The 26,480-nt window shown below is 38.5% G+C and carries 21 protein-coding genes; 7 read left to right on the plus strand and 14 right to left on the minus strand.

What is annotated here, in order from left to right:
• Positions 1-20: 20 nt before the first annotated feature.
• The 10 genes from AAEU29_RS02830 to gyrA form a co-directional block, all read right to left on the minus strand.
• The gene (locus AAEU29_RS02830; protein WP_421971967.1) at positions 21-407 is read right to left on the minus strand and encodes a hypothetical protein; all 387 of its coding nucleotides are present in this window, start codon (positions 405-407) and stop codon (positions 21-23) included.
• A gap of 90 nt (positions 408-497) precedes the next feature.
• The gene (gene pyrF / locus AAEU29_RS02835; RefSeq protein ID WP_421971968.1) at positions 498-1,196 is read right to left on the minus strand and encodes an orotidine-5'-phosphate decarboxylase; all 699 of its coding nucleotides are present in this window, start codon (positions 1,194-1,196) and stop codon (positions 498-500) included.
• 39 nt (positions 1,197-1,235) lie between these two features.
• Entirely contained in the window at positions 1,236-2,372 is a 1,137-nt protein-coding gene (locus AAEU29_RS02840; protein WP_421971969.1) for a lipopolysaccharide assembly protein LapB, read from the minus strand.
• 3 nt (positions 2,373-2,375) lie between these two features.
• The gene (locus AAEU29_RS02845; protein WP_274760670.1) at positions 2,376-2,639 is read right to left on the minus strand and encodes a LapA family protein; all 264 of its coding nucleotides are present in this window, start codon (positions 2,637-2,639) and stop codon (positions 2,376-2,378) included.
• 12 nt (positions 2,640-2,651) lie between these two features.
• On the minus strand, positions 2,652-2,939 hold the full coding sequence (ihfB, locus tag AAEU29_RS02850; protein WP_038641558.1) for an integration host factor subunit beta: 288 nt from the start codon (positions 2,937-2,939) through the stop codon (positions 2,652-2,654).
• Positions 2,940-3,003: 64 nt separating this feature from the next.
• The gene (gene rpsA, locus AAEU29_RS02855; protein ID WP_421971970.1) at positions 3,004-4,671 is read right to left on the minus strand and encodes a 30S ribosomal protein S1; all 1,668 of its coding nucleotides are present in this window, start codon (positions 4,669-4,671) and stop codon (positions 3,004-3,006) included.
• Positions 4,672-4,749: 78 nt separating this feature from the next.
• Entirely contained in the window at positions 4,750-5,439 is a 690-nt protein-coding gene (gene cmk / locus AAEU29_RS02860; RefSeq protein WP_421971971.1) for a (d)CMP kinase, read from the minus strand.
• 107 nt (positions 5,440-5,546) lie between these two features.
• Complete coding sequence (gene aroA / locus AAEU29_RS02865; protein ID WP_421971972.1) at positions 5,547-6,824, minus strand: 3-phosphoshikimate 1-carboxyvinyltransferase; 1,278 nt, start codon at positions 6,822-6,824, stop codon at positions 5,547-5,549.
• A complete protein-coding gene (gene serC / locus AAEU29_RS02870) occupies positions 6,824-7,903 on the minus strand; it encodes a 3-phosphoserine/phosphohydroxythreonine transaminase (protein ID WP_421971973.1) in 1,080 nt (359 codons plus the stop codon). Before serC ends, aroA begins: the two co-directional genes overlap by 1 nt.
• Before the next feature lie 123 nt (positions 7,904-8,026).
• Positions 8,027-10,723 carry a DNA gyrase subunit A gene (gene gyrA, locus AAEU29_RS02875; RefSeq protein ID WP_421971974.1) on the minus strand — a complete coding sequence of 899 codons (2,697 nt, stop codon included), beginning with the start codon at positions 10,721-10,723 and terminating at the stop codon, positions 8,027-8,029.
• A 154-nt stretch (positions 10,724-10,877) separates the two neighbouring features.
• Here gyrA and ubiG point away from each other — a divergent pair, with 154 nt between their 5' ends.
• From ubiG to AAEU29_RS02905, 6 genes are all read left to right on the plus strand, one after another.
• Positions 10,878-11,588, plus strand: coding sequence for a bifunctional 2-polyprenyl-6-hydroxyphenol methylase/3-demethylubiquinol 3-O-methyltransferase UbiG (ubiG, locus tag AAEU29_RS02880; RefSeq protein ID WP_421971975.1), 711 nt, complete (start codon positions 10,878-10,880; stop codon positions 11,586-11,588).
• Between the two features lie 6 nt (positions 11,589-11,594).
• Positions 11,595-12,269: an HAD family hydrolase gene (locus AAEU29_RS02885; protein ID WP_421971976.1), complete on the plus strand. Its 675-nt coding sequence runs from the start codon at positions 11,595-11,597 to the stop codon at positions 12,267-12,269.
• Between the two features lie 400 nt (positions 12,270-12,669).
• On the plus strand, positions 12,670-14,955 hold the full coding sequence (nrdA, locus tag AAEU29_RS02890; protein WP_421971977.1) for a class 1a ribonucleoside-diphosphate reductase subunit alpha: 2,286 nt from the start codon (positions 12,670-12,672) through the stop codon (positions 14,953-14,955).
• A 64-nt stretch (positions 14,956-15,019) separates the two neighbouring features.
• On the plus strand, positions 15,020-16,150 hold the full coding sequence (nrdB, locus tag AAEU29_RS02895; RefSeq protein ID WP_421971978.1) for a class Ia ribonucleoside-diphosphate reductase subunit beta: 1,131 nt from the start codon (positions 15,020-15,022) through the stop codon (positions 16,148-16,150).
• Positions 16,150-16,413 carry a class I ribonucleotide reductase maintenance protein YfaE gene (gene yfaE / locus AAEU29_RS02900; protein ID WP_421971979.1) on the plus strand — a complete coding sequence of 88 codons (264 nt, stop codon included), beginning with the start codon at positions 16,150-16,152 and terminating at the stop codon, positions 16,411-16,413. Before nrdB ends, yfaE begins: the two co-directional genes overlap by 1 nt.
• 168 nt (positions 16,414-16,581) lie before the next feature.
• Entirely contained in the window at positions 16,582-19,011 is a 2,430-nt protein-coding gene (locus AAEU29_RS02905) for a TonB-dependent receptor (protein ID WP_421971980.1), read from the plus strand.
• 41 nt (positions 19,012-19,052) lie between these two features.
• Here the strand turns inward: AAEU29_RS02905 and AAEU29_RS02910 are convergent, their stop codons facing one another.
• The 4 genes from AAEU29_RS02910 to AAEU29_RS02925 all read right to left on the minus strand — a co-directional run bounded on the left by AAEU29_RS02910 (position 19,053) and on the right by AAEU29_RS02925 (position 25,516).
• Positions 19,053-20,555 carry a parallel beta-helix domain-containing protein gene (locus AAEU29_RS02910; protein WP_274760168.1) on the minus strand — a complete coding sequence of 501 codons (1,503 nt, stop codon included), beginning with the start codon at positions 20,553-20,555 and terminating at the stop codon, positions 19,053-19,055.
• Between the two features lie 15 nt (positions 20,556-20,570).
• Positions 20,571-21,752 carry a cytochrome-c peroxidase gene (locus AAEU29_RS02915; RefSeq protein ID WP_421971981.1) on the minus strand — a complete coding sequence of 394 codons (1,182 nt, stop codon included), beginning with the start codon at positions 21,750-21,752 and terminating at the stop codon, positions 20,571-20,573.
• A gap of 129 nt (positions 21,753-21,881) precedes the next feature.
• Entirely contained in the window at positions 21,882-22,895 is a 1,014-nt protein-coding gene (locus tag AAEU29_RS02920) for a helix-turn-helix domain-containing protein (protein WP_421971982.1), read from the minus strand.
• A 137-nt stretch (positions 22,896-23,032) separates the two neighbouring features.
• Positions 23,033-25,516, minus strand: coding sequence for a TonB-dependent receptor (locus AAEU29_RS02925; protein WP_421971983.1), 2,484 nt, complete (start codon positions 25,514-25,516; stop codon positions 23,033-23,035).
• 244 nt (positions 25,517-25,760) lie between these two features.
• Here AAEU29_RS02925 and AAEU29_RS02930 point away from each other — a divergent pair, with 244 nt between their 5' ends.
• A complete protein-coding gene (locus tag AAEU29_RS02930) occupies positions 25,761-26,474 on the plus strand; it encodes an outer membrane protein OmpK (RefSeq protein WP_421971984.1) in 714 nt (237 codons plus the stop codon).
• Positions 26,475-26,480: the final 6 nt, after the last annotated feature.

The following is a 26,480-nucleotide window of genomic DNA, read 5'->3' on the forward strand; positions in this document are numbered from 1 at the left end:
CGCTTAAAGCGCCTTTTTTATTATAAAGTGTTGGTATCAACTAAATAGGTAAATTGATTACTCAAAACACATTTTTGGTAACGCTTGCCATAATCTCTCGCTTCTTTGCCATCTTCAAACTCGACTGGGGCTAAACGGAAAATTTGTAACTCACATTCATCTTGATAAGTTTGCACTAAGTTTAAACACTCTTCCATTTTTGCAAGATTTGTCTCATCAGCACCAATTGCTTGGCAACGTGCTTTTACTTGCGTATTAAGTGATTGTTTAAGCTCAAATTGATTAATTGGTTGTGAATCTATCGTTTCAACGAGGGCGTTAAATGCATTTTGGCGGTTTTGATTATCGTAATGCTGATAACCTAAATAAGCTGCAGCAATAGCAGCAATTAAAATTAAAATACGCATGAAGTACAACTCTTTCTTATTTTTTTTAGCTTCAAGACTTAAAACACTAATGCATTTAGCAATGCATTAGTGCAACTACTTTAATTTAGATTAACTTAATGTTTTGTTTATTTCAATTAAAGTAGCTTGTGGATCTTCAGATTGCGTAATTGGACGACCAATCACTAAATAGTCACTACCTGCATCAATTGCTTCGCGTGGCGTCATAACACGTTTCTGATCACCTTTATCAGAACCAGCAGGACGAATACCAGGTGTAACTAATTTAAATCCTTGACCAAGAGTCGATTTTAAAACCGACGCTTCTTGAGCTGAACACACTACCCCATCAAGGCCTGACTCTTTAGCGAGTTGTGCTAAAAATTGCACTTGTTCAGCTGGAGTTTTATCAACGCCTAAACGTTTTAATTCAGCCTCGTCCATAGAAGTTAAGATAGTGACAGCAATTAAAAGCGGTGCGTCATCACCGTACTTTGCAAGCGCTTCTTTTGCTTTTCGCATCATTTCAGGACCACCACTGGCGTGAACATTTACCATCCACACACCTAGTTCTGCAGCGGCTGTAACAGCCTTAGCTACTGTATTTGGAATATCATGAAATTTTAAATCAAGGAAGACATCAAACCCTAAATCGATTAATTTCTTAACAAATTGTGGACCAAAATAAGTAAACATTTCTTTGCCTACTTTTAAGCGGCAATCTTGTGGTGAAACGCGTTTTACAAATTCTAACGCTGATTGTTCGTCCGCATAATCTAATGCAATAAGTACTTTGGCATCGTGATTCATTAATGAGTCCTGATTATAAAAAGATTGAAAAATGTTGTGTTAAAACCCATCTACGCCATTTAATGGCACTAAAGATTCTACATGTTTACAAGAGGGACAAAACCAATACAATTTTTTACTTGTAAACCCACAATGATTACACTGATAAAGTGCTTTTGTGGCAATGTAGTCTTGAACAAGTTTGTTTATCTCAGTTAGCACAAGTTTAATATCTTGGCTTTGCTCTGACATTAGAGTGAGTAAAAAACTAAAGCCACGTATATTAGGTTGTTTTCGTAAAACTTGGGTAATGTAATTGATTGCTTCATCAACCTTACCTTGTGCCATTAGATTCTTACAATAATGAATTTTGATAAGCACATTGTCATTTTTTAGATGCTTTGACAGATGTGAAAAATAATTTTTTTGTAAATTAAGTTTTTCATAGCTTAATTCCAGCTTATCTAAAAATATTGGGGCAAAAGCGGTATTTTTATCTAGTAAACTTCCCCAGTACTTAATTGCTTGAAGATAATCTCCTTCATTAAAAGCATTTTCGCCAAGCATGTATTTTGGTCTTACGAGATCTTGAGTTAAATCGGCAATTTCATCAAGTTGCTTAAAATTCTTTTCTAACAATGCTTTTTCACAGTAAAAATTAGCGATTGTTTTTTTAATTTGGCTAGATTTAAAGTCGGTTTGTTTTGATTCAAATAAAGCGATGCCTTTATCCCAATCATGACTTTGCAAATACAACAACATCAATTGGCAAAGCGCATTATCATCTTCTAGAGCATATAAATAAACTAAGTTTTCTTCCGCTCGGTCTAATAAACCAGCCATCATATAATCTTGAGCCAGTTCATAAAGCACATGTTTTTTTTGTTCTAATGAGAGCGCATCATGTTTAAGCAATAGCTCGTGTACTTTAATTGCTCTATCAAGTTCACCACGACGGCGAAATAGAGTTGCTAATGTAAGATAGTGTTCTACAGAATTTGCTGATATTTCTAGTAAACTTATTAAGTGCTCTAAACCTTGATCTTCTTCTCGATCAAGTAAAAACTTCAGACCCTTACTGTATTCATTAATGATTTCTTGATTTTGTTGTTGGGCTTCATTACTTGCGTTGTTTTTTCCCATTATATAGCCATATGCTGCAGCAACAGGTAACAACAAAAACAGCAATTCTATCATTAACTATCCATGGCTTTGTGAAGAAAGCTTCTGATTTTGTCTTCTCAATTGACGATTTTGCAGTTTAGCTTTTGACAACAGAATAGTACTAAGTGCAATACCTAAAAATAGGCCTAAAGCACAACAAATACTTATTATGAAAGCGAGAGGAATTTCTGCACTTGCTATTATAAAGTTTATTTTAACTAAATGTGGGTTTTGTGCGCCCAGTACAAATAAAATAAATAGCAAGCACAGGAGAAAAGTGACTTTGAGTATTTTTGTCAAAATAACCTCAAATTATGCAATACTTGCATTTACGCGATCGCGCAGTTCTTTTCCTGGCTTAAAGTGCGGTACGTATTTACCTTGTAATTCTACTTTATCACCTGTTTTAGGGTTGCGACCAACACGTGGTGCACGGAAATGAAGTGAAAAACTACCAAAACCACGGATTTCAATTCTATCTGAACTAGATAAAGAGTCAGCCATAAGTTCTAACACTTCTTTTACTGCATTTTCTACATCTTTCGCTGGGATATTTGCGTGCTGTTCAGCAAGTTTTTCAATCAGTTCTGATTTTGTCATGTAAGTACCCTTTATAATTGTAATAGGAAGGGCTGCTATTAAGCCGCCCTTCCAAGTCGACTAATTAGTCTTTTTGAGCATTTTTGAAAGCTGCTGCCATAGCGTTTTCGAACTGTGGCTCTTCTTTCTTAAGCTTGTCTAGAACTTCTTTCTCTTCAGCTTCTGAAATTGCTTTGATTGATAGGCTGATAGCACGGTTCTTGCGATCAACACCAACAAACTTAGCTTCTACTTCGTCACCTACAGAAAGAACTGTTGAAGCGTCTTCTGTACGCTCAACTGCTACGTCAGCTACACGGATGTAACCTTCAACACCTTCGATAAGTTCAACTGTAGCGCCTTTAGCGTCAACTTCAGTTACTTTACCTTTAACAATAGCACCTTTTTTGTTTGCGTCCAGGTAGTTATTGAAAGGATCAGCTTCGATTTGCTTAACGCCTAGAGAGATACGCTCACGCTCTGGGTCAACTTGTAAAACGATAGCTGTGATTTCATCACCTTTCTTGAATTCACGTACAGCTTCTTCGCCAGGCGTGTTCCAAGAGATGTCTGAAAGGTGAACTAGACCGTCAATGCCGCCTTCTAGGCCGATGAAGATACCGAAGTCAGTGATTGACTTGATCTTACCAGTAACTTGGTCGCCTTTGTTTTGTAGACGAGCAAATTCTTGCCATGGGTTAGCTTTACATTGCTTAAGACCTAGAGAAATACGACGACGCTCTTCGTCGATTTCAAGAACCATAACTTCAACGTTGTCACCTAAGTTAACAACTTTTGAAGGGTGGATGTTCTTGTTAGTCCAATCCATTTCAGAAACGTGTACTAGACCTTCTACGCCTTCTTCGATTTCAACGAAACAGCCGTAGTCAGTTAAGTTAGTTACACGACCAGAAAGCTTAGAACCTTCTGGGTAACGACCAGCGATAGCTGCCCATGGATCTTCGCCAAGTTGCTTAAGACCTAGAGAAACACGAGTTTTATCTTTGTCGAACTTAAGTACTTTAACTAAGATTTCGTCACCAACGTTAACGATTTCACTTGGGTGCTTAACGCGTTTCCAAGCCATATCAGTGATGTGTAGAAGACCGTCAACACCACCTAAATCAACGAATGCACCGTAGTCAGTAAGGTTCTTGATGATACCTTTAACTTCTTGACCTTCAACAAGGTTTTGTAGAAGTTCATCACGCTCTTGTGAGTTTTCTGACTCGATTACAGCACGACGAGAAACAACAACGTTGTTACGCTTCTGGTCTAGCTTGATAACTTTGAATTCTAACTCTTTACCTTCAAGGTGAGCTGTGTCACGTACTGGGCGCACGTCAACTAGTGAACCTGGTAAGAATGCACGGATAGTGTCAACTTCAACAGTGAAACCACCTTTAACCTTACCATTGATGATACCAGTAACAGTTTCTTGCTCTTCACATGCTTTTTCAAGACGGATCCAAGCTTCGTGACGCTTCGCTTTCTCACGAGAAAGGATAGTTTCACCAAAACCATCTTCGATTGCATCTAGTGCAACATCTACTTCATCACCAACTGCTACTTCTAATTCACCAGCAGTGTTTTTGAATTGCTCAGCAGGGATTGCGCTTTCAGATTTAAGACCAGCGTCAACTAGTACGATGTTATTTTCGATTGAAATAACAGTACCTTTAACGATTGAACCTTGTTCTGCTTCAAAACCCTTTAGGCTTTCTTCAAATAACTGTGCAAAATTTTCTGACATTATAAGTCTCTAAATAAATATATCCATTTGGCTATCCTGCCGCATGGGGTTGTTGTAAAAATTAACTCTTCCAGTGAGTTAACCAATTAAATTCTTTTCAATACACAAAGACACAACTTGCTCAAATGCCTGATTTGCATCTAGCTCGGTAGTGTCAATAACAATTGCATCCTCTGCTGGCACTAGTGGTGCAACAGGACGATTCATATCGCGATCATCACGCGCTTTGATATCTGCAACTAAGTTGTCTATTTTAACATCAACACCACGTTGCTTCAACTCAAGAAAACGGCGATTTGCACGCTCTTCTGCAGAGGCTGTTAAGTATATTTTTAAAACGGCGTCTGGAAATACCACTGTGCCCATATCACGACCATCAGCGATAAGCCCTTTTTCGCTTCTAAAAGCACGCTGCCTGCGCAATAACGCCTCTCGAACACTCGGTAACGCAGCAATTTTAGAGGCCATACCACCAACTTCTTCTGTACGAATAGATTTGGTAACGTCTTCGCCTTCTAAAACGATCTTGCCTTTACCCGTTTCAGTATCTACCACAAATTGCACATCTAAATTGGCCGCTAGCGGCAATAAAGCTTCTTCATCTGTTGGCGCTATCATATGGTGGCTAGAAGCTAATGCTAATACGCGATAAATCGCACCACTATCTAATACGTCCCAGCCAAGCTTATTTGCTAATAAACGGCAAACGGTTCCTTTTCCTGAACCACTTGGTCCATCGACTGTAATAACCGGTTGATTAACCTTCATTACAACCTCCCAAAATGTACAAAACTAAAATCGCCGCGCAGTATAAGCGATAATTAAAAAATTATCGCTACTTTACGGTGAAAAAACTGTGATTTCTATCAAACAATTTATTCTGAAACGCTTGCAAGTGTCTCAAAATAGGTAGGAAATGTTTTATAGGTACATTTCGGGTCATTTATGATGATATCGTGACCACCAACAGCAACCATGGAAAAACACATGGCAATACGGTGATCGTCATACGTGTCAATTTCGGCAAGTTGAATATTCTCGGTTGGCGTAACTTCGATAAAATCATGCCCTTCAACAACGTCAGCACCAAGCTTTCTAAGTTCCGTTGCCATCGCATACAGCCTGTCTGTTTCTTTTACACGCCAATTATAGATATTTCGAATAGCAGTTTTTCCCTTTGCAAAAAGAGCAACAGTGGCGAGTGTCATAGCTGCATCAGGAATTGCATTAGCATCAATATCAACGCCATTTAATTCACCTTTATTGACAATTAAGTAATCATCATGCCATTCGATGTTTGCACCCACCTGCTCCATTACTTTTGCAAAACCAATATCACCTTGAACACTTGCAGCGCCGACACCATTAATACGGATTGTGCCACCGTTAATCGCAGCTGCTGCAACAAAATATGACGCACTAGAAGCATCACCTTCCACCATTATGCGCCCTGGTGATTGGTATTGCTGATTACCTTTAACCACAAACGTTTGATAATTATGGTTATCTACAGTAATGCCAAATTTAGCCATCACGCCTAAGGTAATATCAATATATGGCTTAGAGACAAGCTCGCCTTTAATGCTAATTTCAGTATCATTCGAAAACAAAGGAGCAGCCATTAACAATGCAGTTAAAAATTGACTTGAAATACTGCCATCTATCTCAACTTTACCGCCAGCTAATTGCTTACCTGAAATTTTAAGCGGTGGATAATCTTTATTTTTTAGATATTCAACATCTGCATCTAAAGTATGTAACGCATCGACAAGATGACCAATAGGTCTTTCTTCCATGCGAGGTTCACCGATTAATTCAAATTCGCCTTGTGACGTTGCTAATACCGCTGTTAATGGACGAAATGCAGTACCAGCATTTCCAAGGAAAAGTGGCTCTTTAGGGGTTTTAAAAATTCCACCATTACCAGTTACTTGTGCAACTGTTTTGTCAGAATTTAGTGAAACGTCAATCCCCATATCACCAAGGGCTTTAAGCATATGGCGAATATCGTCACTATCAAGCAAGTTTTCTACTTGCGTTGTACCTTCGCACAGCGCTGCCAGTAATAAAATGCGGTTAGATAAGCTTTTTGAACCAGGTAATGTTACTTCACCATTTACACGCTTAATTGCTTTTAAATGTAATTGTTCCATTAACTGTGCTCCTTTTCGAATTTATGCATAAAATCAACAAGTGCTTTTATGCCTTCGATTGGCATTGCATTATAAATACTCGCTCGCATACCACCTACCATGCGATGACCTTCAAGCGCGAGCAAACCAGCTTGTTTCGACTGGGCCAAAAATGCTTCATTTAATGACTCATCATTGAGCCAAAATGGTACATTCATACGTGAACGAAAATCACTTGCCACAGTATTTTTATAAAACTGACTGTTATCAATAAAATCGTAAAGTAGCGCTGCCTTTTCGATATTAACTTGTTCTATCGCTGCTACACCGCCTTGCGCTTTGAGCCATTTAAAAACTTCAGCAGCTAAGTACCAAGAATACGTTGGTGGCGTGTTATACATGCTTTCTTTTTTCGCTTCTAAGGCGTAATCGAAAATGCTTGGTTTTTCTGTGCCTTCACGTGAAAGCAGTGATTTTTTCACAATCACAATGGCAAGACCTGAAGGACCAATATTTTTTTGTGCGCCCGCATAGATCAAATCAAACTGATCTACATCGATTTCACGTGAAAGAATATTGGAAGACATATCCGCGACAATCGGTGCTTCATGTTTAACGGTATCGAAAATTTCAATACCATCAATTGTTTCATTCGGGCAATAGTGAATGTATGACGCATCTTGTGGTAGTGCCCATTGCTCTGGTTTCAAGCAATTAAATTGACCATTTTCGTCATTGCGAACATTAAGTTCGATAGCTTGGGTAAATTTAAGCGCTTCGCTATAAGCACCATCAGACCAAATACCTGTATTGATATACACCGCAGGTTTATCAGGTAAATGTAAGTTTTGTGGAACTGCAGCAAATTGACCTCGACCACCACCGTGCATAAATAACACAGCATAGTCGTCAGATATGTTCATTAGATCGCGTAAATCGCGTTCACTTTGTTCAGCAAGGGCAATAAATTCAGCACTGCGATGGCTGATTTCCATCACATTAACACCTAGCCCCTGCCAATTAAGAAATTCTTTTTGCGCTTTTTCGAGTACTTCTTTGGGCAAACTTGCCGGCCCTGCACAAAAATTATATACACTCATTCCCAAAACCTCTTTTGTACATAACTTAGAAAATAAAAAAGCGGCTGTTAGCCGCTTTTAACATTGTTCATACTGTAACTGATTCATTTTCAAATTACCGCATGAGAAAGATGAATATTTTTTCTATTCAGCTGGTTGCTCTGAATTATTTTCATCTGTGTTAGGTGTTTCGCTATTTTCTGTTGAAATTGCTTCATCTTCACTGTCTTCTCCAGGGAATTGTGACTCTTCAATTTCATCAATGCGCTGTAATCCTACAACCTGCTCATCATCTGCGGTTCGAATTAAAATCACACCTTGTGTATTACGACCTACGGTAGATACTTCATTAACGCGTGTACGTACTAATGTACCTTTGTTTGAGATAATCATAATTTCATCATTATCTTCAACTTGTACCGCGCCAACTACTTTACCATTACGCTCAGATACTTTGATCGATACAACACCTTGTGTTGCACGACTCTTCGCTGGGTAATCTTCAAGTACTGTACGCTTACCGTAACCATTTTCAGTGATAGTTAAAATTGCACCATCATTCTTAGGCACAATTAATGAAACAACTTTCACATCATCTGGCATCTTAATACCACGTACACCAGTTGCAGTACGACCCATAGGACGAAGTGCTAATAGCTCTTCACCTGTTTCTGGGTCAATTTTCACTTCTCCAGTTTCAGAGTCACGCTGCTTTTCGTTAAAGCGTACTACTTTACCATGATCGGTAAATAGCATGATGTCGTTTGTACCATCAGTGATATCTGCACCGATTAAGCTATCGCCGTCATTTAAGTTGATTGCAATAATGCCTGATGCACGCTGACGGCTGTATGCTGTAAGTGGTGTTTTCTTAACTGTACCGTTAGCAGTTGCCATTAATACATACTTATCTTCTTCGTACTGACGTACAGGTAAGATCGTTGTAATACGCTCATCTGCTTCAAGTGGTAGTAAGTTAACAATAGGCTTACCACGCGCGGCGCGGCTTGCAAGTGGTAACTGGTACACTTTAAGCCAATATAAACGACCTGATGTTGAGAAACATAAAATCGTATCGTGTGTGTTTGCAACTAATAAACGTTCAATGAAGTCTTCATCTTTCATTTTAGTTGCAGACTTACCTTTACCGCCACGACGCTGCGCTTCGTAATCAGAAAGCGGTTGATACTTAACGTAACCTTCGTGTGAAAGTGTTACCACAACGTCTTCTTCAGTGATTAAGTCTTCAAGACTAATATCGTGCGCAGCTGCAGTAATTTCAGTGCGGCGCTCATCACCAAAGTTATCTTTAATTTCAACTAGCTCTTCACGAATAACTTCCATTAAACGCTCAGGTGTTGAAAGGATATAAAGTAGCTCAGCAATAAGCTCTAATAGCTCTTTATATTCATTTAAGATTTTCTCGTGTTCTAAACCAGTTAGTTTATGTAAACGTAGGTCTAAAATTGCATTTGCTTGCGCTTCTGATAAATAGTATTGGCCATCGCGAATACCCAAATCAGCAGCGAGCCATTCTGGACGAGCAACATCATCTTCACCTGCTTTTTCAAGCATGCCTTTAACGTTACCAAGCTCCCAGCTACGAGAAAGTAGTGCAACTTTTGCTTCTTCACGGGTTTGAGAACGACGAATTACTTCGATAATAGGATCGATATTCGCAAGCGCGATTGCTAAACCTTCAAGCGTATGCGCTCTGTCACGTGCTTTACGTAAGTCGAATACGGTACGACGCGTTACAACTTCACGACGGTGTGTAACAAATGCTTCAAGCATTTCTTTTAGGTTAAGTAGTTTAGGTTGGCCATTATCTAGCGCAACCATATTCATACCAAACACCGTTTGCATTTGTGTTTGTGCATAAAGGTTGTTTAGAACAACTTCGCCTACTTCACCGCGCTTAATTTCGATAACAATACGCATACCGTCTTTATCAGATTCGTCACGTAGTGCACTAATGCCTTCAATTTTCTTGTCTTTTACAAGTTCAGCAATTTTCTCAATTAAACGGGCTTTGTTAACTTGGTATGGGATTTCGTGAACAATGATTGTTTCTTTGCCCGTTTTTTCGTTAACTTGAACTTCCGCTTTGGCACGAATGTAAACTTTACCACGGCCTGTTTTGTAAGCTTGTTCAATACCTTTTTTACCGCTGATAATACCCGCAGTTGGGAAGTCAGGGCCTGGAATGTATTCAATAAGCTCATCAATTTGAATTTCTGGGTTTTCAATAACCGCTAAACAGCCGTTAATAACTTCTGATAGGTTATGCGGCGGGATGTTCGTCGCCATACCTACTGCAATACCAGAGGCACCATTTACGAGTAAGTTAGGTACGCGCGTTGGTAAAACAGCTGGAATTTTTTCCGTACCATCATAGTTATCAACGTAATCAACCGTTTCTTTTTCAAGGTCCGCTAATAATTGATGTGCCATTTTAGCCATACGTACTTCGGTATAACGCATTGCAGCGGCACTATCACCATCTACAGAACCGAAGTTACCTTGACCATCAACTAATAAATAACGAAGTGAGAACGGCTGAGCCATACGTACTATCGTATCGTAAACAGCACTATCACCATGAGGGTGGTATTTACCGATTACGTCACCTACAACACGTGCAGACTTTTTATAAGGTTTGTTCCAATCATTATTGAGTTCGTTCATTGCGAAAAGTACGCGGCGATGAACAGGCTTTAAACCATCACGTACATCAGGTAGCGCACGCCCTACAATTACACTCATAGCGTAATCGAGGTATGAATTTTTTAATTCATCTTCAATATTGATTGGAAGGATTTCATTGGCGAGATCTGTCATCCGATTTCTCTTCCTTCAATCGACTATTAATTCAGTTATTATTTTTATAACCGAAGCATGCTAACACAAAAAATCATTATTTACAGGTTGTAAGCGGTAGTCTTTTTATAAAAAATCCCTTTATAATGCCCTCAAATCACTCTGGATGCTTTTTATGACCGTTCAACAAAATGTCGATGCAAGTGAAATTGCAAAGTTTGAAGCCATGGCCGACCGATGGTGGGACCTTAATGGTGAATTTAAACCACTACATGAAATTAACCCGCTTAGATTAGATTTCATTAATTTACACAGCCAAGGTGTGTTTTCAAAAAATGTATTAGATGTCGGCTGTGGTGGCGGCATTCTAGCTGAGAGTATGGCTAAACTTGGTGGCAATGTAACCGGAATTGATATGGGTGAAGAACCGCTAAATGTTGCAAAGCTTCATGCCTTAGAAGTGGGTGTTACCCTTAATTATAAAAAGGTAACAGCTGAAGATTTTGCAGCCGAGCACCCTCAGCAATTTGATGTTGTTACCTGTATGGAAATGCTTGAACACGTACCGGATCCTGAATCGGTAATCGCTTCACTCGCAACGCTTGTAAAACCGGGTGGGCATGTATTTATGTCTACGCTTAATAAAACACTCAAAGGGTATTTATTCGCAATTGTAGGCGCGGAACATTTACTTAAAATCGTCCCTAAGGGTACTCATGATCACGACAAGTTTATCAAGCCAGCAACGTTAATTACTTGGGCTGAAAAGTACGGCTTAAAAGCACGTATTATGAAAGGTCTTAGTTATAACCCTCTTGGTCAAACCTATAGCTTAACCAACGATGTATCAGTCAATTACATGATCCATTTCGAAAAGTTGGCTTAAATAAATATGTATCAAGCAGTCCTTTTTGATCTTGATGGCACCTTAATCGATAGTGCGGATGATTTAGGTGCTGCTTTAAATTACGTATTAGCTAAACATAATAAAAATATAGTCAGTGCTGATTGTTATCGTAGCCAAGCATCTAATGGCACCATTGCCCTTCTTAAGCTTGGTTTTGGAGAGCAATGGCATCGTTTATCTAAAAATAAACAAGAGACGCTTAAACAAATGTTTCTTGAATTTTATAAACAACACCTTTGGCACAAAAGCCGTTTTTATGACGGTATAAAGGAATTAATTGCACACCTTGATAGACAACAAATACCTTGGTCTATCGTCACTAATAAGCCAGCACATTTAACTGAACCATTAGTGGCACAAATTCCTGAGTTTAATCTATGCCAAAATATTGTGTCTGGCGATACACTTGAAAAAGCAAAGCCGCATGCTGATCCTTTATTGCATAGTTGTCGTTTAATGAATGTTGAACCACACCAATGTATTTATATTGGTGATGATGAACGGGATATAATCGCTGCCAATTCTGCTGGTATGAAATCAGTCGCAGCGCTTTGGGGTTACCTCAATGGCAATGCTGTTTCTAGCTGGCAATTTGACCTATCTTTCAAGACCCCTTGGTTATTGCTTAACCATATATCTAGTTGCTCTGATAAAAAATAACCACTATATATTGTGGTTATTTTGTTGATGGACCCAAAAACAATATCTTGTAAATTTGCAACAAATAAATTTTAAATATTTTTTTTTATCGTCATTTTTTCGTTGTTTTTTTACATAGACTAAACATACTTTGCTTAACACGTTAGTGGATGCTAACACGCAAGTTAGTAAAAATTTGATCACTAATTTTCTCGCTTTTTTAGGCCTTGAAAAATGATCAAGACCCCTCTATCTTGTGATCATCTGTGAAGGCGACACCATATCTAGTAGCTGAGCACAAAAAGCTCACATTGATGATTTCGCCTGAGCCGTGCGCTAAATAATAGGACAAAAGTCCAACTAAACAATTTCGACATAATAAAAATTATTTGCTCGTTTGAAGGAATTTGCAGGCATAACTATGAACCAAGAGCTTTCAGTCAGTAAACGTGACGGTCGCAAGGAACCGCTTGACCTAGACAAAATTCACCGCGTTATTGCATGGGCAGCAGAAGGCCTAAATAACGTTTCTGTTTCACAAGTAGAATTAAAATCACATATCCAGTTCTATGATGGTATTCGTACTGAAGATATTCATGAGACGATCATCAAAGCAGCTGCAGATCTTATTTCTAAAGAAACACCAGACTATCAATATCTCGCTGCACGTTTAGCGATTTTCCATTTGAGAAAGAAAGCTTATGGTCGCTTTGAGCCACCGACGCTTTATGATCATATGGTTAAGATGGTCGAAATGAATAAATACGATCCACATTTACTTGCTGATTATAGCCAACAAGAAATCGACGAACTTGATGCGTATATCGACCATGGTCGTGATTTAACGTTTAGTTATGCCGCTGTAAAACAATTGGAAGGTAAATACTTGGTGCAAAACCGAGTATCTGGCGAAATTTATGAAAGCGCACAGTTTCTCTATATTCTAGTTGCAGCGTGTTTATTCTCGAAATACCCGAAATCAACACGTCTGGAGTATGTTAAGCGTTTTTATGATGCGACATCGACGTTTAAAATTTCATTACCAACACCGATTATGGCTGGTGTGCGTACGCCTACCCGTCAATTCAGTTCATGTGTACTAATTGAATGTGACGACAGCCTTGATTCAATCAATGCTACTTCATCTTCAATTGTTAAGTATGTCAGTCAACGTGCAGGTATTGGTATTAATGCAGGTCGAATTCGCGCGCTAGGTAGCCCAATTAGAAATGGTGAAGCATTCCACACAGGGTGTATTCCGTTTTACAAGCACTTCCAAACAGCGGTAAAAAGCTGTTCTCAAGGTGGTGTGCGTGGTGGTGCTGCAACCCTATTCTACCCACTTTGGCATTTAGAAGTAGAAAACCTTCTTGTACTTAAAAATAACCGTGGTGTTGATGATAACCGTGTTCGTCATTTAGATTATGGTGTGCAATTTAACAAAGTAATGTATTCACGTTTAATTAAAGACGATTACATTACCCTATTCAGCCCATCTGATGTGCCTGGCCTATACGACGCTTTCTTTGAAGATCAAGAAGAGTTTGAACGTCTGTATCTACAATATGAACAAGACCAGTCAATTCGTAAAAAACGCATTAAAGCGATTGAGCTGTTCTCTATGTTTGCACAAGAGCGTGCTAGCACAGGCCGTATTTATCTACAAAACGTAGACCACACAAATACACACAGCCCGTTTGATTCAAAAGTAGCGCCAATTCGCCAGTCTAACCTGTGTTTAGAGATTGCGCTTCCGACTAAGCCATTAAAACACGTGATGGACGAAGAAGGTGAAATCGCTCTTTGTACGCTTTCTGCGTTCAACTTAGGTGCAATTAAAACACTTGATGAATTAGACGAATTAGCTGAACTAGCTGTACGTGCACTTGATAACTTACTTGATTATCAAGATTATCCAGTTCCTGCTGCATACAATGCAACTATGGGTCGTCGTACATTAGGTATTGGTGTAATTAACTACGCTTATTACCTTGCGAAAAACGGTGTTAAATATTCAGATGGTTCTGCAAATGCGCTTACGCACCGTACTTTTGAAGCAATTCAATACTATTTGATGAAAGCATCAAATGAACTTGCGAAAGAAAAAGGTGCTTGTCCTAAGTTTAATGAGACAACGTATGCGCAAGGTATTATGCCAATTGATACCTACAAGAAAGATCTTGATGCAATTTGTGATGAACAATTACACCTAGATTGGGATGGTCTTCGTGAGAGCATTGTTAAGCATGGTATGCGTAACTCGACATTATCTGCGTTAATGCCGTCAGAAACTTCATCACAAATTTCTAACGCTACAAATGGTATTGAGCCACCACGTGGTCATATCAGCGTTAAAGCCAGTAAAGATGGTATTCTGAAGCAAGTTGTTCCTGAATATGAACGCCTGCAAGATGCTTACGAACTGCTTTGGGATATTCCAAGCAATGATGGTTACCTTCAATTAGTTGGTATTATGCAGAAATTTATTGACCAAACAATCTCTGCAAACACAAACTATGACCCAAGTAAGTTTGAAGGCGGTAAAGTACCAATGAAGCTACTGCTTAAAGATTTACTGACTGCATACAAACTTGGTGTTAAAACACTTTACTACCATAACACCCGTGATGGTGCATCGGATTCTCAGGATGAACTTAAGCCAGAGCCTGAAGATGATGGCTGTGCAGGCGGCGCGTGTAAAATCTAATCCACAACGGGCAAAGTTTGCACACTTTGCCCGTTAGTTTGTTTTCTCTAGAGTAAAAATAACTATGTCGTATTCTACATTTAGTCGCGAGCATAACGACCAATTAAAAGAACCTATGTTCTTTGGACAAACTGTCAATGTTTCGCGCTACGATCAACAAAAACACCCTATTTTTGAAAAGTTAATCGAAAAACAGCTTTCATTTTTCTGGCGCCCAGAAGAAGTTGATGTGAGTAAAGACCGCATTGACTTTGAAACATTACCAGAGCATGAAAAGCACATTTTCTTAAGTAACTTAAAATACCAAACATTACTTGATAGTGTGCAAGGTCGTTCGCCAAATGTGGCATTATTGCCAATCGTGTCAATTCCTGAACTTGAAACATGGATTGAAACTTGGGCATTTAGTGAAACCATTCACAGCCGTTCATACACGCACATTATTCGTAACGTTACAAAGCAACCTGAGCTTATTTTTGACGATATCGTAACTAACGATAAGATCGCAGAACGTGCAGAAGAAGTAACACGTTACTATGACGAATTAATTCGTTTAACGACTATTTACAATGAGCTTGGCGAAGGTAAACACCAAATCAATGGTGAAGAAGTTCGCGTAAACTTATTTGATCTTAAAAAGAAACTTTACCTTTGCATCATGTCAGTAAACATCTTAGAAGCGATTCGTTTCTATGTAAGTTTTGCATGTTCATTCGCGTTTGCTGAACGTGAATTAATGGAAGGTAACGCGAAAATTATCAAGCTTATTGCGCGTGATGAAGCACTTCATTTATCAGGCACACAGCACATTCTTAATATTATGCAAGAAGGTGATGATGATCCTGAAATGGCCATAGTGGCAGCACAATGTCGTGAAGAATCAATCGCAATGTTTAAGAAAGCTGCTGAACAAGAAAAAGAATGGGCTGAATACCTATTTAAAGACGGTTCAATGATTGGCTTAAACAAAGATATTCTTTGCCAGTATGTTGAGTATATTACAAATGTACGTATGGCAGCTGTTGGCTTACCAACCCTTTTTGAAACAAGTTCGAATCCAATTCCATGGATTAACGCTTGGCTTGTGTCAGATAACGTTCAAGTTGCTCCGCAAGAAGCTGAAATCAGTTCATATCTTGTTGGCCAAATTGACGCAGAAGTTGATGCATCAGACTTTGGTGATTTCGATCTTTAATGAGCAAAGTCACCATTGCTAATACTGATCAGAGTCTTGATTTTGACTCTGATCAGCCAAATCTTCTTACCTTCTTAGAAAACAATAATATTGAACCGCAATTTCACTGTCGTGAAGGGTTTTGTGGTGCATGCCGTTGCAAGCTAATTAGTGGTGATGTGGAATATCAGCAAGAACCTTTAGCCTTTGTGAGAAAGGGCGAAATATTACTTTGCTGTGCTACCCCTACTAATGATATTGAAATTGATATACCTAAGTTTTAGTTTCTATAAAACGTATTATCTTTCTTAAAATACCTGCCCTATTGTCATTTATTTGCAATTCATTACAAATATCATATGTAATGTTATAACAATTTATTTAAAACCGTACAATTTAATGTTACAGTATCACATAACATGAATTTCCCGTAGTTTTCTGAAGTATTGTTTATGAAAAAATCTCTCATTAACTTAGCTGTTGTAAGTGTAATATTTCCAATTGCGTCTCAAGCCGCTCCTATTTCTGGTCAATTAAAAGATCAACAAGGTAACCCTATCGCTGGCGTTGCTGTGCATGTTCACGGTAAAGAAAAGCAAGTTATCACAGATAATGCTGGTAATTACCGCATTGATCTTGATGCAAATAGCCAATTGCACTTTAGTAAAGATGGCTTTCTCGATAAGCGAATAGATGTTGAAAACGCCGAGCAAACTATCAATCTCGTACTTGAAAAATCATCAATCGAAGCAATTACTGTTTACGCATCAGCACTACATAAAAGCAATTTAGAAATGACTTCTCCTGTCACTGTAATTTCAGGCGATGAATTAAAAGATCAATCTTCTAATACGCTAGGTGAAACCCTAAACAAACTTCCTGGGGTTAACCAAACTTATTTTGGTCCTGTTTCATCTTCGCCCGTTATTCGTGGTTTAGATGGTCCACGCGTTCGTATCATGCAAAACGGTTTAGAAAGCAGTGATGCCTCACGTGTAGGCCCTGATCATGCCAATACCAATGAAAGTTTAAGTGCTGATCAAATCGAAGTGCTTAGAGGCCCTGCAACTTTATTATATGGTTCAGGTGCTATCGGTGGCGTTGTAAATGTAGTAGATAGCCGTATTCCGACTAGCAATTACGAATCGTTAGAGGGGGCTGTTGAGTTCAAACACGATACTGTAAACGAAGGAAATACTACTGCGTTTATTTTGAACGGTGGTGACAATGGCTTTAATTTTCATCTTGATGGTTTAAAGCGTAAAACCGAAGATACTACAGTTCCTGAATTTGAAGCGCATCATGATGAACATGAAGAAGATCATGAAGGTGAAGCACACGAAGAAGAGCACATTGATTCAATTGAAAACAGTTTTATTGATACAACTGCGTTTAATTTAGGCACAAGCTATGTAAATGAACACCTAGTAGTTGGTGTGTCTTACGGTAAATTAGAGTCTGATTACGGTATTCCTGGGCATTCACATGAAGGGCATGATCATGCTCATGACGAGGAAGAACATGATAATCATGAAGAAGAAGCTGAACATGAAGAGCACGGCGATGTATTTGCACGTTTAACACAAGACCGCTATCAAGCAAATCTAACATATAGTTTCCACGACGAGCTGATTGAGCGAATTGATTTAAAACTTGGTTACACTGATTATCGCCATGCAGAAATTGAAGGTGGTGTTGAAGGAACAGTTTTCACCAATCAATCTAAAGAGTTACGTGCAACTGCTGAGCACAACTTACTCGGTTGGCACGGCGTTATTGGTTATCACTATTATGATTCAGACTACGGTGCAGATGGCGAAGAAGCATTTACGCCAAACAGTGACACCACACAACATGCCCTATTCCTTTTAGAAGAGAAATCAATCGGTGATTTTCGTTTCGAATTAGGTGGCCGTTTTGAAACTACTGAAATTGATGCACCTGAAATTCATATGGAAGCAGGACATGATGATCACGCTCATGAAGAAGAACATCATGAAGGTGAAGAGTTTGCCTATCTAGGTGAATTCGATAGCATCAGTTTATCAGCCGGGAGTATTTGGAATTTCCAAGATGGTCATTCAATCTCACTGTCACTTGGTCATTCAGAGCGTGCACCAAGCGCAGCTGAACTACTTTCAAATGGTTTACACATTGCAACAGGGACGTATGATCTCGGTTTAGGCTATGAAATCGAAGAAGGCGAAATCCATTTTGAACCTGAGAACATAGAGCAAGAAACATCAAATAACCTTGATTTAACCTTGCGTAAATTTAACGGTGATTTTGGTTACACCATTAATGCTTTTTATAACCAGATTGATAATTTCTACTTCCAACAAGATACCGGTTTAGTAATCGATTCACACCATGATGAAATGCTTTCAATGGAAGAATACTTATCACATGGCCATGATGAAGACGAAGCAACACGTGTTTTCCATTATCAATATGCAGATGTTGATTTATACGGGATTGAATTTGATGTTCACTACCAAGTTAATAGTGACTTAATGCTTAAAGTGATGGGTGATCATATTCGTAACGATGTGAAAGACACATCTGATTATTTACCGCGCTTCCCACAAAACAAACTTGGCTTTGAAGCAGAATATGACTGGCATTCTCTGCAGTTAAATTTCTCAGCAACCCATTACTTTGAACAAAATAAACTGGGTGCACATGAAAGCCATACACAAAGCTACACCTTATTCGATATTGCAGCTAAATATAATTTAGATGTACTTAATGCTGACTCGTATATATTTGCCAAGGTGCAAAACTTAACGGATGAATTAGCATTTAGTCATACGTCATTTATCAAAGAAATTGCGCCATTACCTGGTCGTAATATCCAACTAGGTATGCGCGTTTATTTTTAAGTCGTATCATTAAAAATAAAGGGCGTAATAACGCCCTTTTTTTAATTCTTTAAACTTAATACATATTCTGCAACTGCTAACCTTGTTTCCTCTGGTAAATAATTCTGCGGTGGCATTTCAGGAAACGTTGGACGTTTTTTAAATGGTTTTGCAATATAACTTGCAAGCGCCTCTGGATTACCTTGATAAATTGATTGAATGTCTTTAATTGGCGGGCCAATTAACTGCCCTGTGTAAGCATGGCATCCAGTGCACACCCCTAAATAAGCAATCTTTCCTTGATCTTTACCTTCAATTTTACGAGCTGGTACCGGTTCATCCAAAATATAACTAATTACATCATCGGTATTGGTATAATTGCACTCGGCAAAATCATCAACGCCCACTGTGATGTACTGATGGCGATTGATAATACAGCTGTCTTTACTTCCGCCAACACGTACAATTTCGATACTGCCTGATTTAAATTCAGTTAACGCAAGCGCTTTCACTTCATCGATAGTATCGTAACCATTGTTTACCATTGTGTTATTTAAAATAGACACACGATCCGCATTTGGCTCAGATTCAGGATCAATTGTGATGTTAGCGGCGTGATGATGATCCGTAATTAAAATGCCTGCGGTTTTATTATCAGTAATCACATTATCTTCGATGATTACATCATCCGCAGCCATTACTAAAATGCCTGTGCCTGGTGGAATACCCGCAACAGTACTGCCCGGTGCACCAAAGTTTTTATGGTTATTATTGTGAACGAAGTTGTTTCGAATAATCACATCATAGGTTGTTTTAATTGGTAAGCCGGGTGTGACAAATGCCAAAATTCCACCCGTGTTGTCATACACTAAATTGTTTTCAACAATGGCATGACGGGAATTTTCAATTTCAATGCCAGCAACATTAGAAAACACATGATTATGTGCAACATGAATGTTGTCGCTCATGCCAACATAAATAGCCGCATCTTCAATACCTGAAATAATGTTGTACTCTACGATGCCGTTTTTACCTAACTGTGGGAAAATACCGTAAACACCTGTATCAACAATTAAATTATTACGAATTTCAAAGTTATTTCCGGCTTGGCCCATAATGCCATTACCTTTGTACTTGGTTATTTTCATATTTTCGACAACGATATTATTGCCAGAATATAAAATCGCATCATTAAGCTCGCCATTACCATGCATCGTCGGCCATTGCCCCTGTTTAATGACACCTAAAATGCGAATACTGTCCTTATCAATGTATACCGTTTCATTGTAAGTTCCTGGCATCACTTGAATAGTGTCGCCGGGCTGCGCCAATTTAACCGCCGCCATAATTGACTCGCCCTGATTTACAACATGTACCTCACCATTAAACTGTTGTTTTATAACCGCTGATTTTTTAGTGCTTTCAACGCCGCTGTTAGTCCCTTGGTAACTTGCACCTGTTTGGCTGTTACTAATTTTAATCGGCTGATTTTGTTGATTATAATAACTACCTGCAGCAAAGGCTGATATTAGGGCTACAGCCCACAAAAAATTACTTTTTTTCATATGTTTGTCCTATTTTTATTCTGCTAATGCGGATTCATTTGTTGTCTGAAAATGCGTTATGGGTGTTAATCCTGATGGCACACGCTTTGGAGTTTTAGGCGTTAATGTTTGATCTTCTAAGGCACCTAAAAATGCCACTATTTGATCGATTTCTTCATCGCGTAAATTCGGCTCCCAAATATGCCAATGAAGATACAAAGGCTGATCTTTTACTGCGTGACCACGACCTAAGGTGTAAAATTCAACTGCATCACGCAGCGAGCTAAAACGTCCTGAATGCATATAAGGAGCTGTTTTCGTAATATTGCGAAGTGTTGGGACTTTAAATCCGCCTTTTACCTTTGCATTGTTAAACGTTTTTTCAGCGCCTATATCAAATTCAAGGCCTTCAGGTTCATCTACACCAATTACAGCAACTTGTTGATTAGTAAAAAGTGGTGGTGTGTGGCACTCTGCACATCTTGCGACAAAAGAGCGAAAGACGTTCATACCTTGTATTTCTTCTTCAGACAAAGCGTTGTGGTCGCCATGTACATAATGGTCATAGCGAGAATTTAATGAAATTAACGAGGACTGAAATGCACTTAACGATGTAACAACCTGATCTAAACTAATATTCTCGGCTGAATTAAACGCAGTTTTAAATAACGCACGATAAGTTTGATTTGCATTTAAAGCAGCTAACAAGGAGGTTTCATCATTCGCCATTTCATGATTATCAAAAAGTGGCCCTTTGGCTTGCTCTTCTAAAGAATTTGCCCGTGCATCCCAAAAAAATCGTTTTAAAAATGCGACATTCCAAAGAGTTGGCGCACTGCGTTTCAGTAAATCACCGTTGGTACCAACACTTCTAGCGAGACCATCTGAAAAGCCTAACTGAGGTTGATGACATGAAGCGCAACTTTGCTTTTGATTTTTAGATAACAGCGGATCAAAAAATAAATAGCGGCCTAAATCAATTTGTTCTGGTGAAAAACCATCGCGATATGATGGCAATGAGGTTTGCGTGCCACCTACCCCTTGATTATTGAGTGAGTCGTAAAATTGATAAAGGCTAACAAGCTTGCAACCCTCGTTGGTTTTTTCAAAACTTGGTGGGCAATGGGAATTTAAGGTAATTGGATTTGTGTTATCTGAGTAAGCTGAAACACTTAATAATGAGATTAATAAATAAACGTAAGTTCGAATGGCTTTCATACTATTTTTCTTTTTACAAAACCTAGTTCGACTATTAAGAAAAATGCGTTAACCAGCTTATTAAAAGTTAAAAAAAAACCGAGTAATTTATAATTACTCGGTTTTTTTAACTATCACTCACTAACAAATCTAACCATATATTTCTTTTTTATACTGTGTTGGCGTTTTGCCATGGGTATCTTTAAATGCTTTATTAAACGAACTTAAGCTGCGAAAGCCATTATCCAGTGCCAAAGTTAATACCGGTGTATTTGCATGCGTTTCAGAACCCAGTAATTCAGTAATTTCACGAATACGATAGTAATTTAAATAATCATTAAAATTGCGAAAACCAAGTTCACCATTGATCAATTGCCTTAATTTGTACTCGTGAATAGAGATTCTTTTTGATAAATCACTAATAGTGAGCCCCTCTTGTTTATACAGTGCATCTTGTTCCATGGCATTAACAATACGCGTTAACAAGGGGTTATTATTTTTAGTCGGTGCCACTTTTGCTAATTCAAATGGGCTAGGATGACGAAGCCCGAATAAAACAAAGATCACTGTAAGGCTAATAAGCGCAGCTACAATGTTAAAGAATAAGGTCAGCCAAGCAAAATTCAGTTTAAGCCCTTGGCCTAATATAATGAATAAAAAGAAGTAAATACCCACAGAAAAGATTAAGGTAGTGCGAAAACTACGTCGCTGCGCAACTAAATCTATATCGATATTTTTAATGCAATAAAAAAGCCCCATGGCAATTAATGAAAGCTCTAACGCCACACCAAAGTAACTAAATATTTGCTTTAAGAGCGCGCTATCAATTACCAGTCCAACAAGTTGATTTATTGAAGGCACGAGCAAGGTAGAACACGCAATAAAATAATCAAAAGTAGTAAGTTTTGATTTATCAGCAAAAACACAAATACAGACAAGCCAAAACACTCCTGGCAGCAGGTTACCTCCGACGAAATTAATGGTATCTACAACTGGGTTTTGTATAAAACTGAACTGACCAAGCACGTAGCTGTTGCAACAAACCAGTAAAATCATAAACAGCTTTATTTGTTCTGAACGTGTACGCTGAGGCAGTAACAAAACAATGCTTACGAGAAGACAACTAAAGGTTATGGTGAGAAAAAAATCATTAAACTGTTGCACGGCCGCCCCTTACTCCTACTTCACAGCACCATGCAACAGTAAACCATACCCCACATTTTAAAAACAACATAAATTTAACATTTATTAAATTTTAGGTAACCATTACCTAAAATAGAAAAACTCCCTATCCTTCTGTTTTAAAATGTATATTTAAATTCAACACCATAAGTAATGCCGTCTTCAATAGACACAAACGGGGTATTAAGAATTTCCGTTGTAATATTGCGAATACCTGAAATATATTTTTCATCTAAGAGGTTTTTACCCCATAAGGCGATTTGCACAGCATCATTAGGATGTTGCCAAGTCACATTAAGATTGAGGTCTTGCCTGTCATTTAAGTAGTGTGGAATATTGCTATACCACTGTTGGTATCCAGGATCTGAATCTCGGTCATTTTCAGCATAAATATAATCCAAACGAATCGCTAAATTTCCATAAGGGAAATCTGGTAAATAATTAAAGCTCGTGGTGTACGCTAAGTTTGTACTACCCTTGGATTTACCCGTAATCCACTGGCTACTTGCATCAAAATAATCATCCCAATCCGATTCAGTTTCTCTAAATTCGGTGACTAATGCAGCAGTAAAACTATCGGTTACTTGCCAATTGAGGTTTATTTCAATGCCTTTAATAATCTGGTCGCCATTGATAACAACAGGGAAAGCGGTTAACTGACCCGGTGGTTTTGATTCAACCGTTGTTTGCCTATCATCAATTTCCATTTGATAAACCGCAATTTGGCTACGAAGTACAGCAAAAGCTTCACCTTTGTAACCAAACTCATAGTTTGTTGTCAGCTCTGGTTTAAATGGGTTGGCTGCTGTTGTTGGGTCAAGTGAATCATATCCTCCAGATTTATAACCTGTTGAATAACTTAAATATGTCATGTTTTTGTCATTTACACGGTACTGACCAATTAAGCGACCCGTCGTTTTGCTCCATGAATCATTGGCACTTATCTTATCAAATGAAGGGAAAATTAGGTTTTCTACACCGCTTCTTTCATCACTGAAGCTAGTCACTGGTACTTGCCAACTAAAGGCTTTTTTGTCTTTAGAATAACGAAGGCCCGCAATCACACTAAACTGATCGTTAATACGATAATCAATATCAGAGTAAATACCGTAGTTTGTGAAATCACCGGTATTTACCATCATTTCTTGCCATAATTTTCCTTGGTAACTTGGCCCCATAAATGCTGGGTTATTAACAATAGGACTATAGGCAATGCTGTCATAAATCATATCTATGGTGCCTGGTTGCATTTGCTCAGCATATGCAAGCACCTCAGGGGTCAGAGTCTCCACTCCCAGCATCATATAAATTGGGTCCAGCGCTTGGCCAACTCCTGGCACCGCGTGTAAGTAGTTAAGCACTGCGGTAAATTCTGCTGCATCCCACAAGTGGTTAAGCGGTACACCAAACATATTTCCTAGCTCGTTAGTCACCATTGTCATCACTGTGTCTGCATTTAAGTTAAGCTCAGTAGCTTGAGAAACCGTTTCTTCACTGTATGTGACACCACCGACATAACTGACATTGCCATGTTGGTAATTAAACTGGAGTTCGTTGTAAAAAATATCAGAATCTTCGTTATTTGAGGTATCAAAATGGCGAGTTGCAAGTGCTAAACCGTCCTCATCTTCACGGTTAATGGTTTGCCATTGACGCTTACTTGAAACCAGTTTTACCGACCAATCATCCGTTAATTGTGATTCAACCTTGAGTGTTAACGCATCCATATCGCGGCTTTCTTCACCGTTAAATACGTCATTTTCAAATTTACCAGCAAAAGGATCCGGATATTTTGTATATTCACTGATGCCAATTGCTTCTGGCGGCGCTTGCTTTACCTTGTCCCAGTCATAAGCTAACTGAATAGAAGTATCAGTATTCACAACATATTTAACGGCAATGCGTGCCGCTTTATGGTTCTCGTCATTGCCATCCAAACCAGATATAAACTGGTTTTCGATATTTCCATCTCGTTGATTAGAAAGCCCATTAACTCTTACAAATAGGTTATCTGTAACTGCAAAATTGGCCATACCCTCAAATCGTTTTAGGTTTAAATTACCAAGATTTGCTTTAACAAAACCAATCGTTTCCTCATCCGGACTGTTAGGGATTATATTTACAACCCCCGTCGCAGCATTTCGGCCAAATAAAGTGCCTTGCGGCCCTTTTAGCACCTCCACACGCTGAACGTCACTGAAGATAACGTTTTGAGCAGCCCTTGGCATATAGACATCATCAAAAAAACTCGCTGCTGACGGGTCGCCACCGACGCTAATATTAGGGCTTGAAACACCGCGCATGGTGACACCAGCTTGGGTGACATTGCCATCGCTAAATGAAAAACCAGGAACAAAATCATCAATATCGCTTAGCTTTAATGAGTTTGTTTTTTCAATAACATCACTACTGATCGAATCTACAGCGAGGGGTACCTGCAGAATACTTTGAGAACGTTTTTGCGCGGTTACTTCTATAATTTCCACGTCTTTTTGCGTGTCTGATTGAGAATTGGCATAACTACATAAAGGTAATGCTGATAGCGCCATAATGATGCTTTTGGATAAACTGCTAATCAAAAATTGCTTTTGTGAGTTGTTCATGGGGTGTTCCTTATAATTTTTATCACCACATACTTACCCTATTTAGTCAGGGTTAATTTTGCTAAGTGATCCATCAAAAACAACCGACAAAATCATTAAAAATACTAAGCAAATGCTTTAAAGCGCCTGACTGATTATAAAAAATAACCAATTAATCCTTTAATTTTAGGTATTTCCTGACAGCAAAATAAATTCTGCTAAAATTCAAATAAAATTAATATAAATACGTTTTAAAGAGGCAAATGTGAAAACCCTTTCGCTAGTAGCAACATTATCTTCACTTTGTTTTTCAGCTAATGTGGCTGCAAAAACCCATTTTTCAGATTTCAGCGTGTCTTACTTAAATGGTAATGACTATGAAGTTGGTGACAATAAACGACAAGTTGTCACATTAGAGCACTTTGCTGTTACAAGTTGGGGTGATAGCTTTACCTTTGTTGACCGTCTTGAATCAAGTAATGGTGATAAAGAAATTTACGGTGAATTTTCACCACGTTTCAAAATTACTGATTTTGAAAACAGCCCAGTTAAAGCTTTGTATGTTGCAACCACTATTGAGTATGGAAATTTTTCATCTCATGATGGTTTTGGCTCAAGCTTAACAAATTACTTATATGGTGTAGGTGCGGGTATTAATGTGCCCTATTTCGACTATGTTAATGTGAATCTGTATTACCGTAATAACGAGCATGGTGATAACAATTACCAAACAACCATTACTTGGGGCTTACCTATCGGGCCGCTTTACTATGACGGATTTATTGATTATGCCACCAGCCGTGATAACAGTGTTTCGCAAATGAATCTAACGTCACAATTAAAATATGATGTTGCACCACACCTTAATTTAGATTCCAAACTGTATGTGGGCATTGAATATGTTCATTGGCTTGATAAATTTGGCATTGATGGTATTAACGAAAACAATGTGAATTTATTAGTTAAATATCACTTTTAACAACCA

It is taken from the genome of Pseudoalteromonas aquimarina (genome assembly GCF_049257255.1).
Classification (GTDB): Bacteria; Pseudomonadota; Gammaproteobacteria; order Enterobacterales; family Alteromonadaceae; genus Pseudoalteromonas.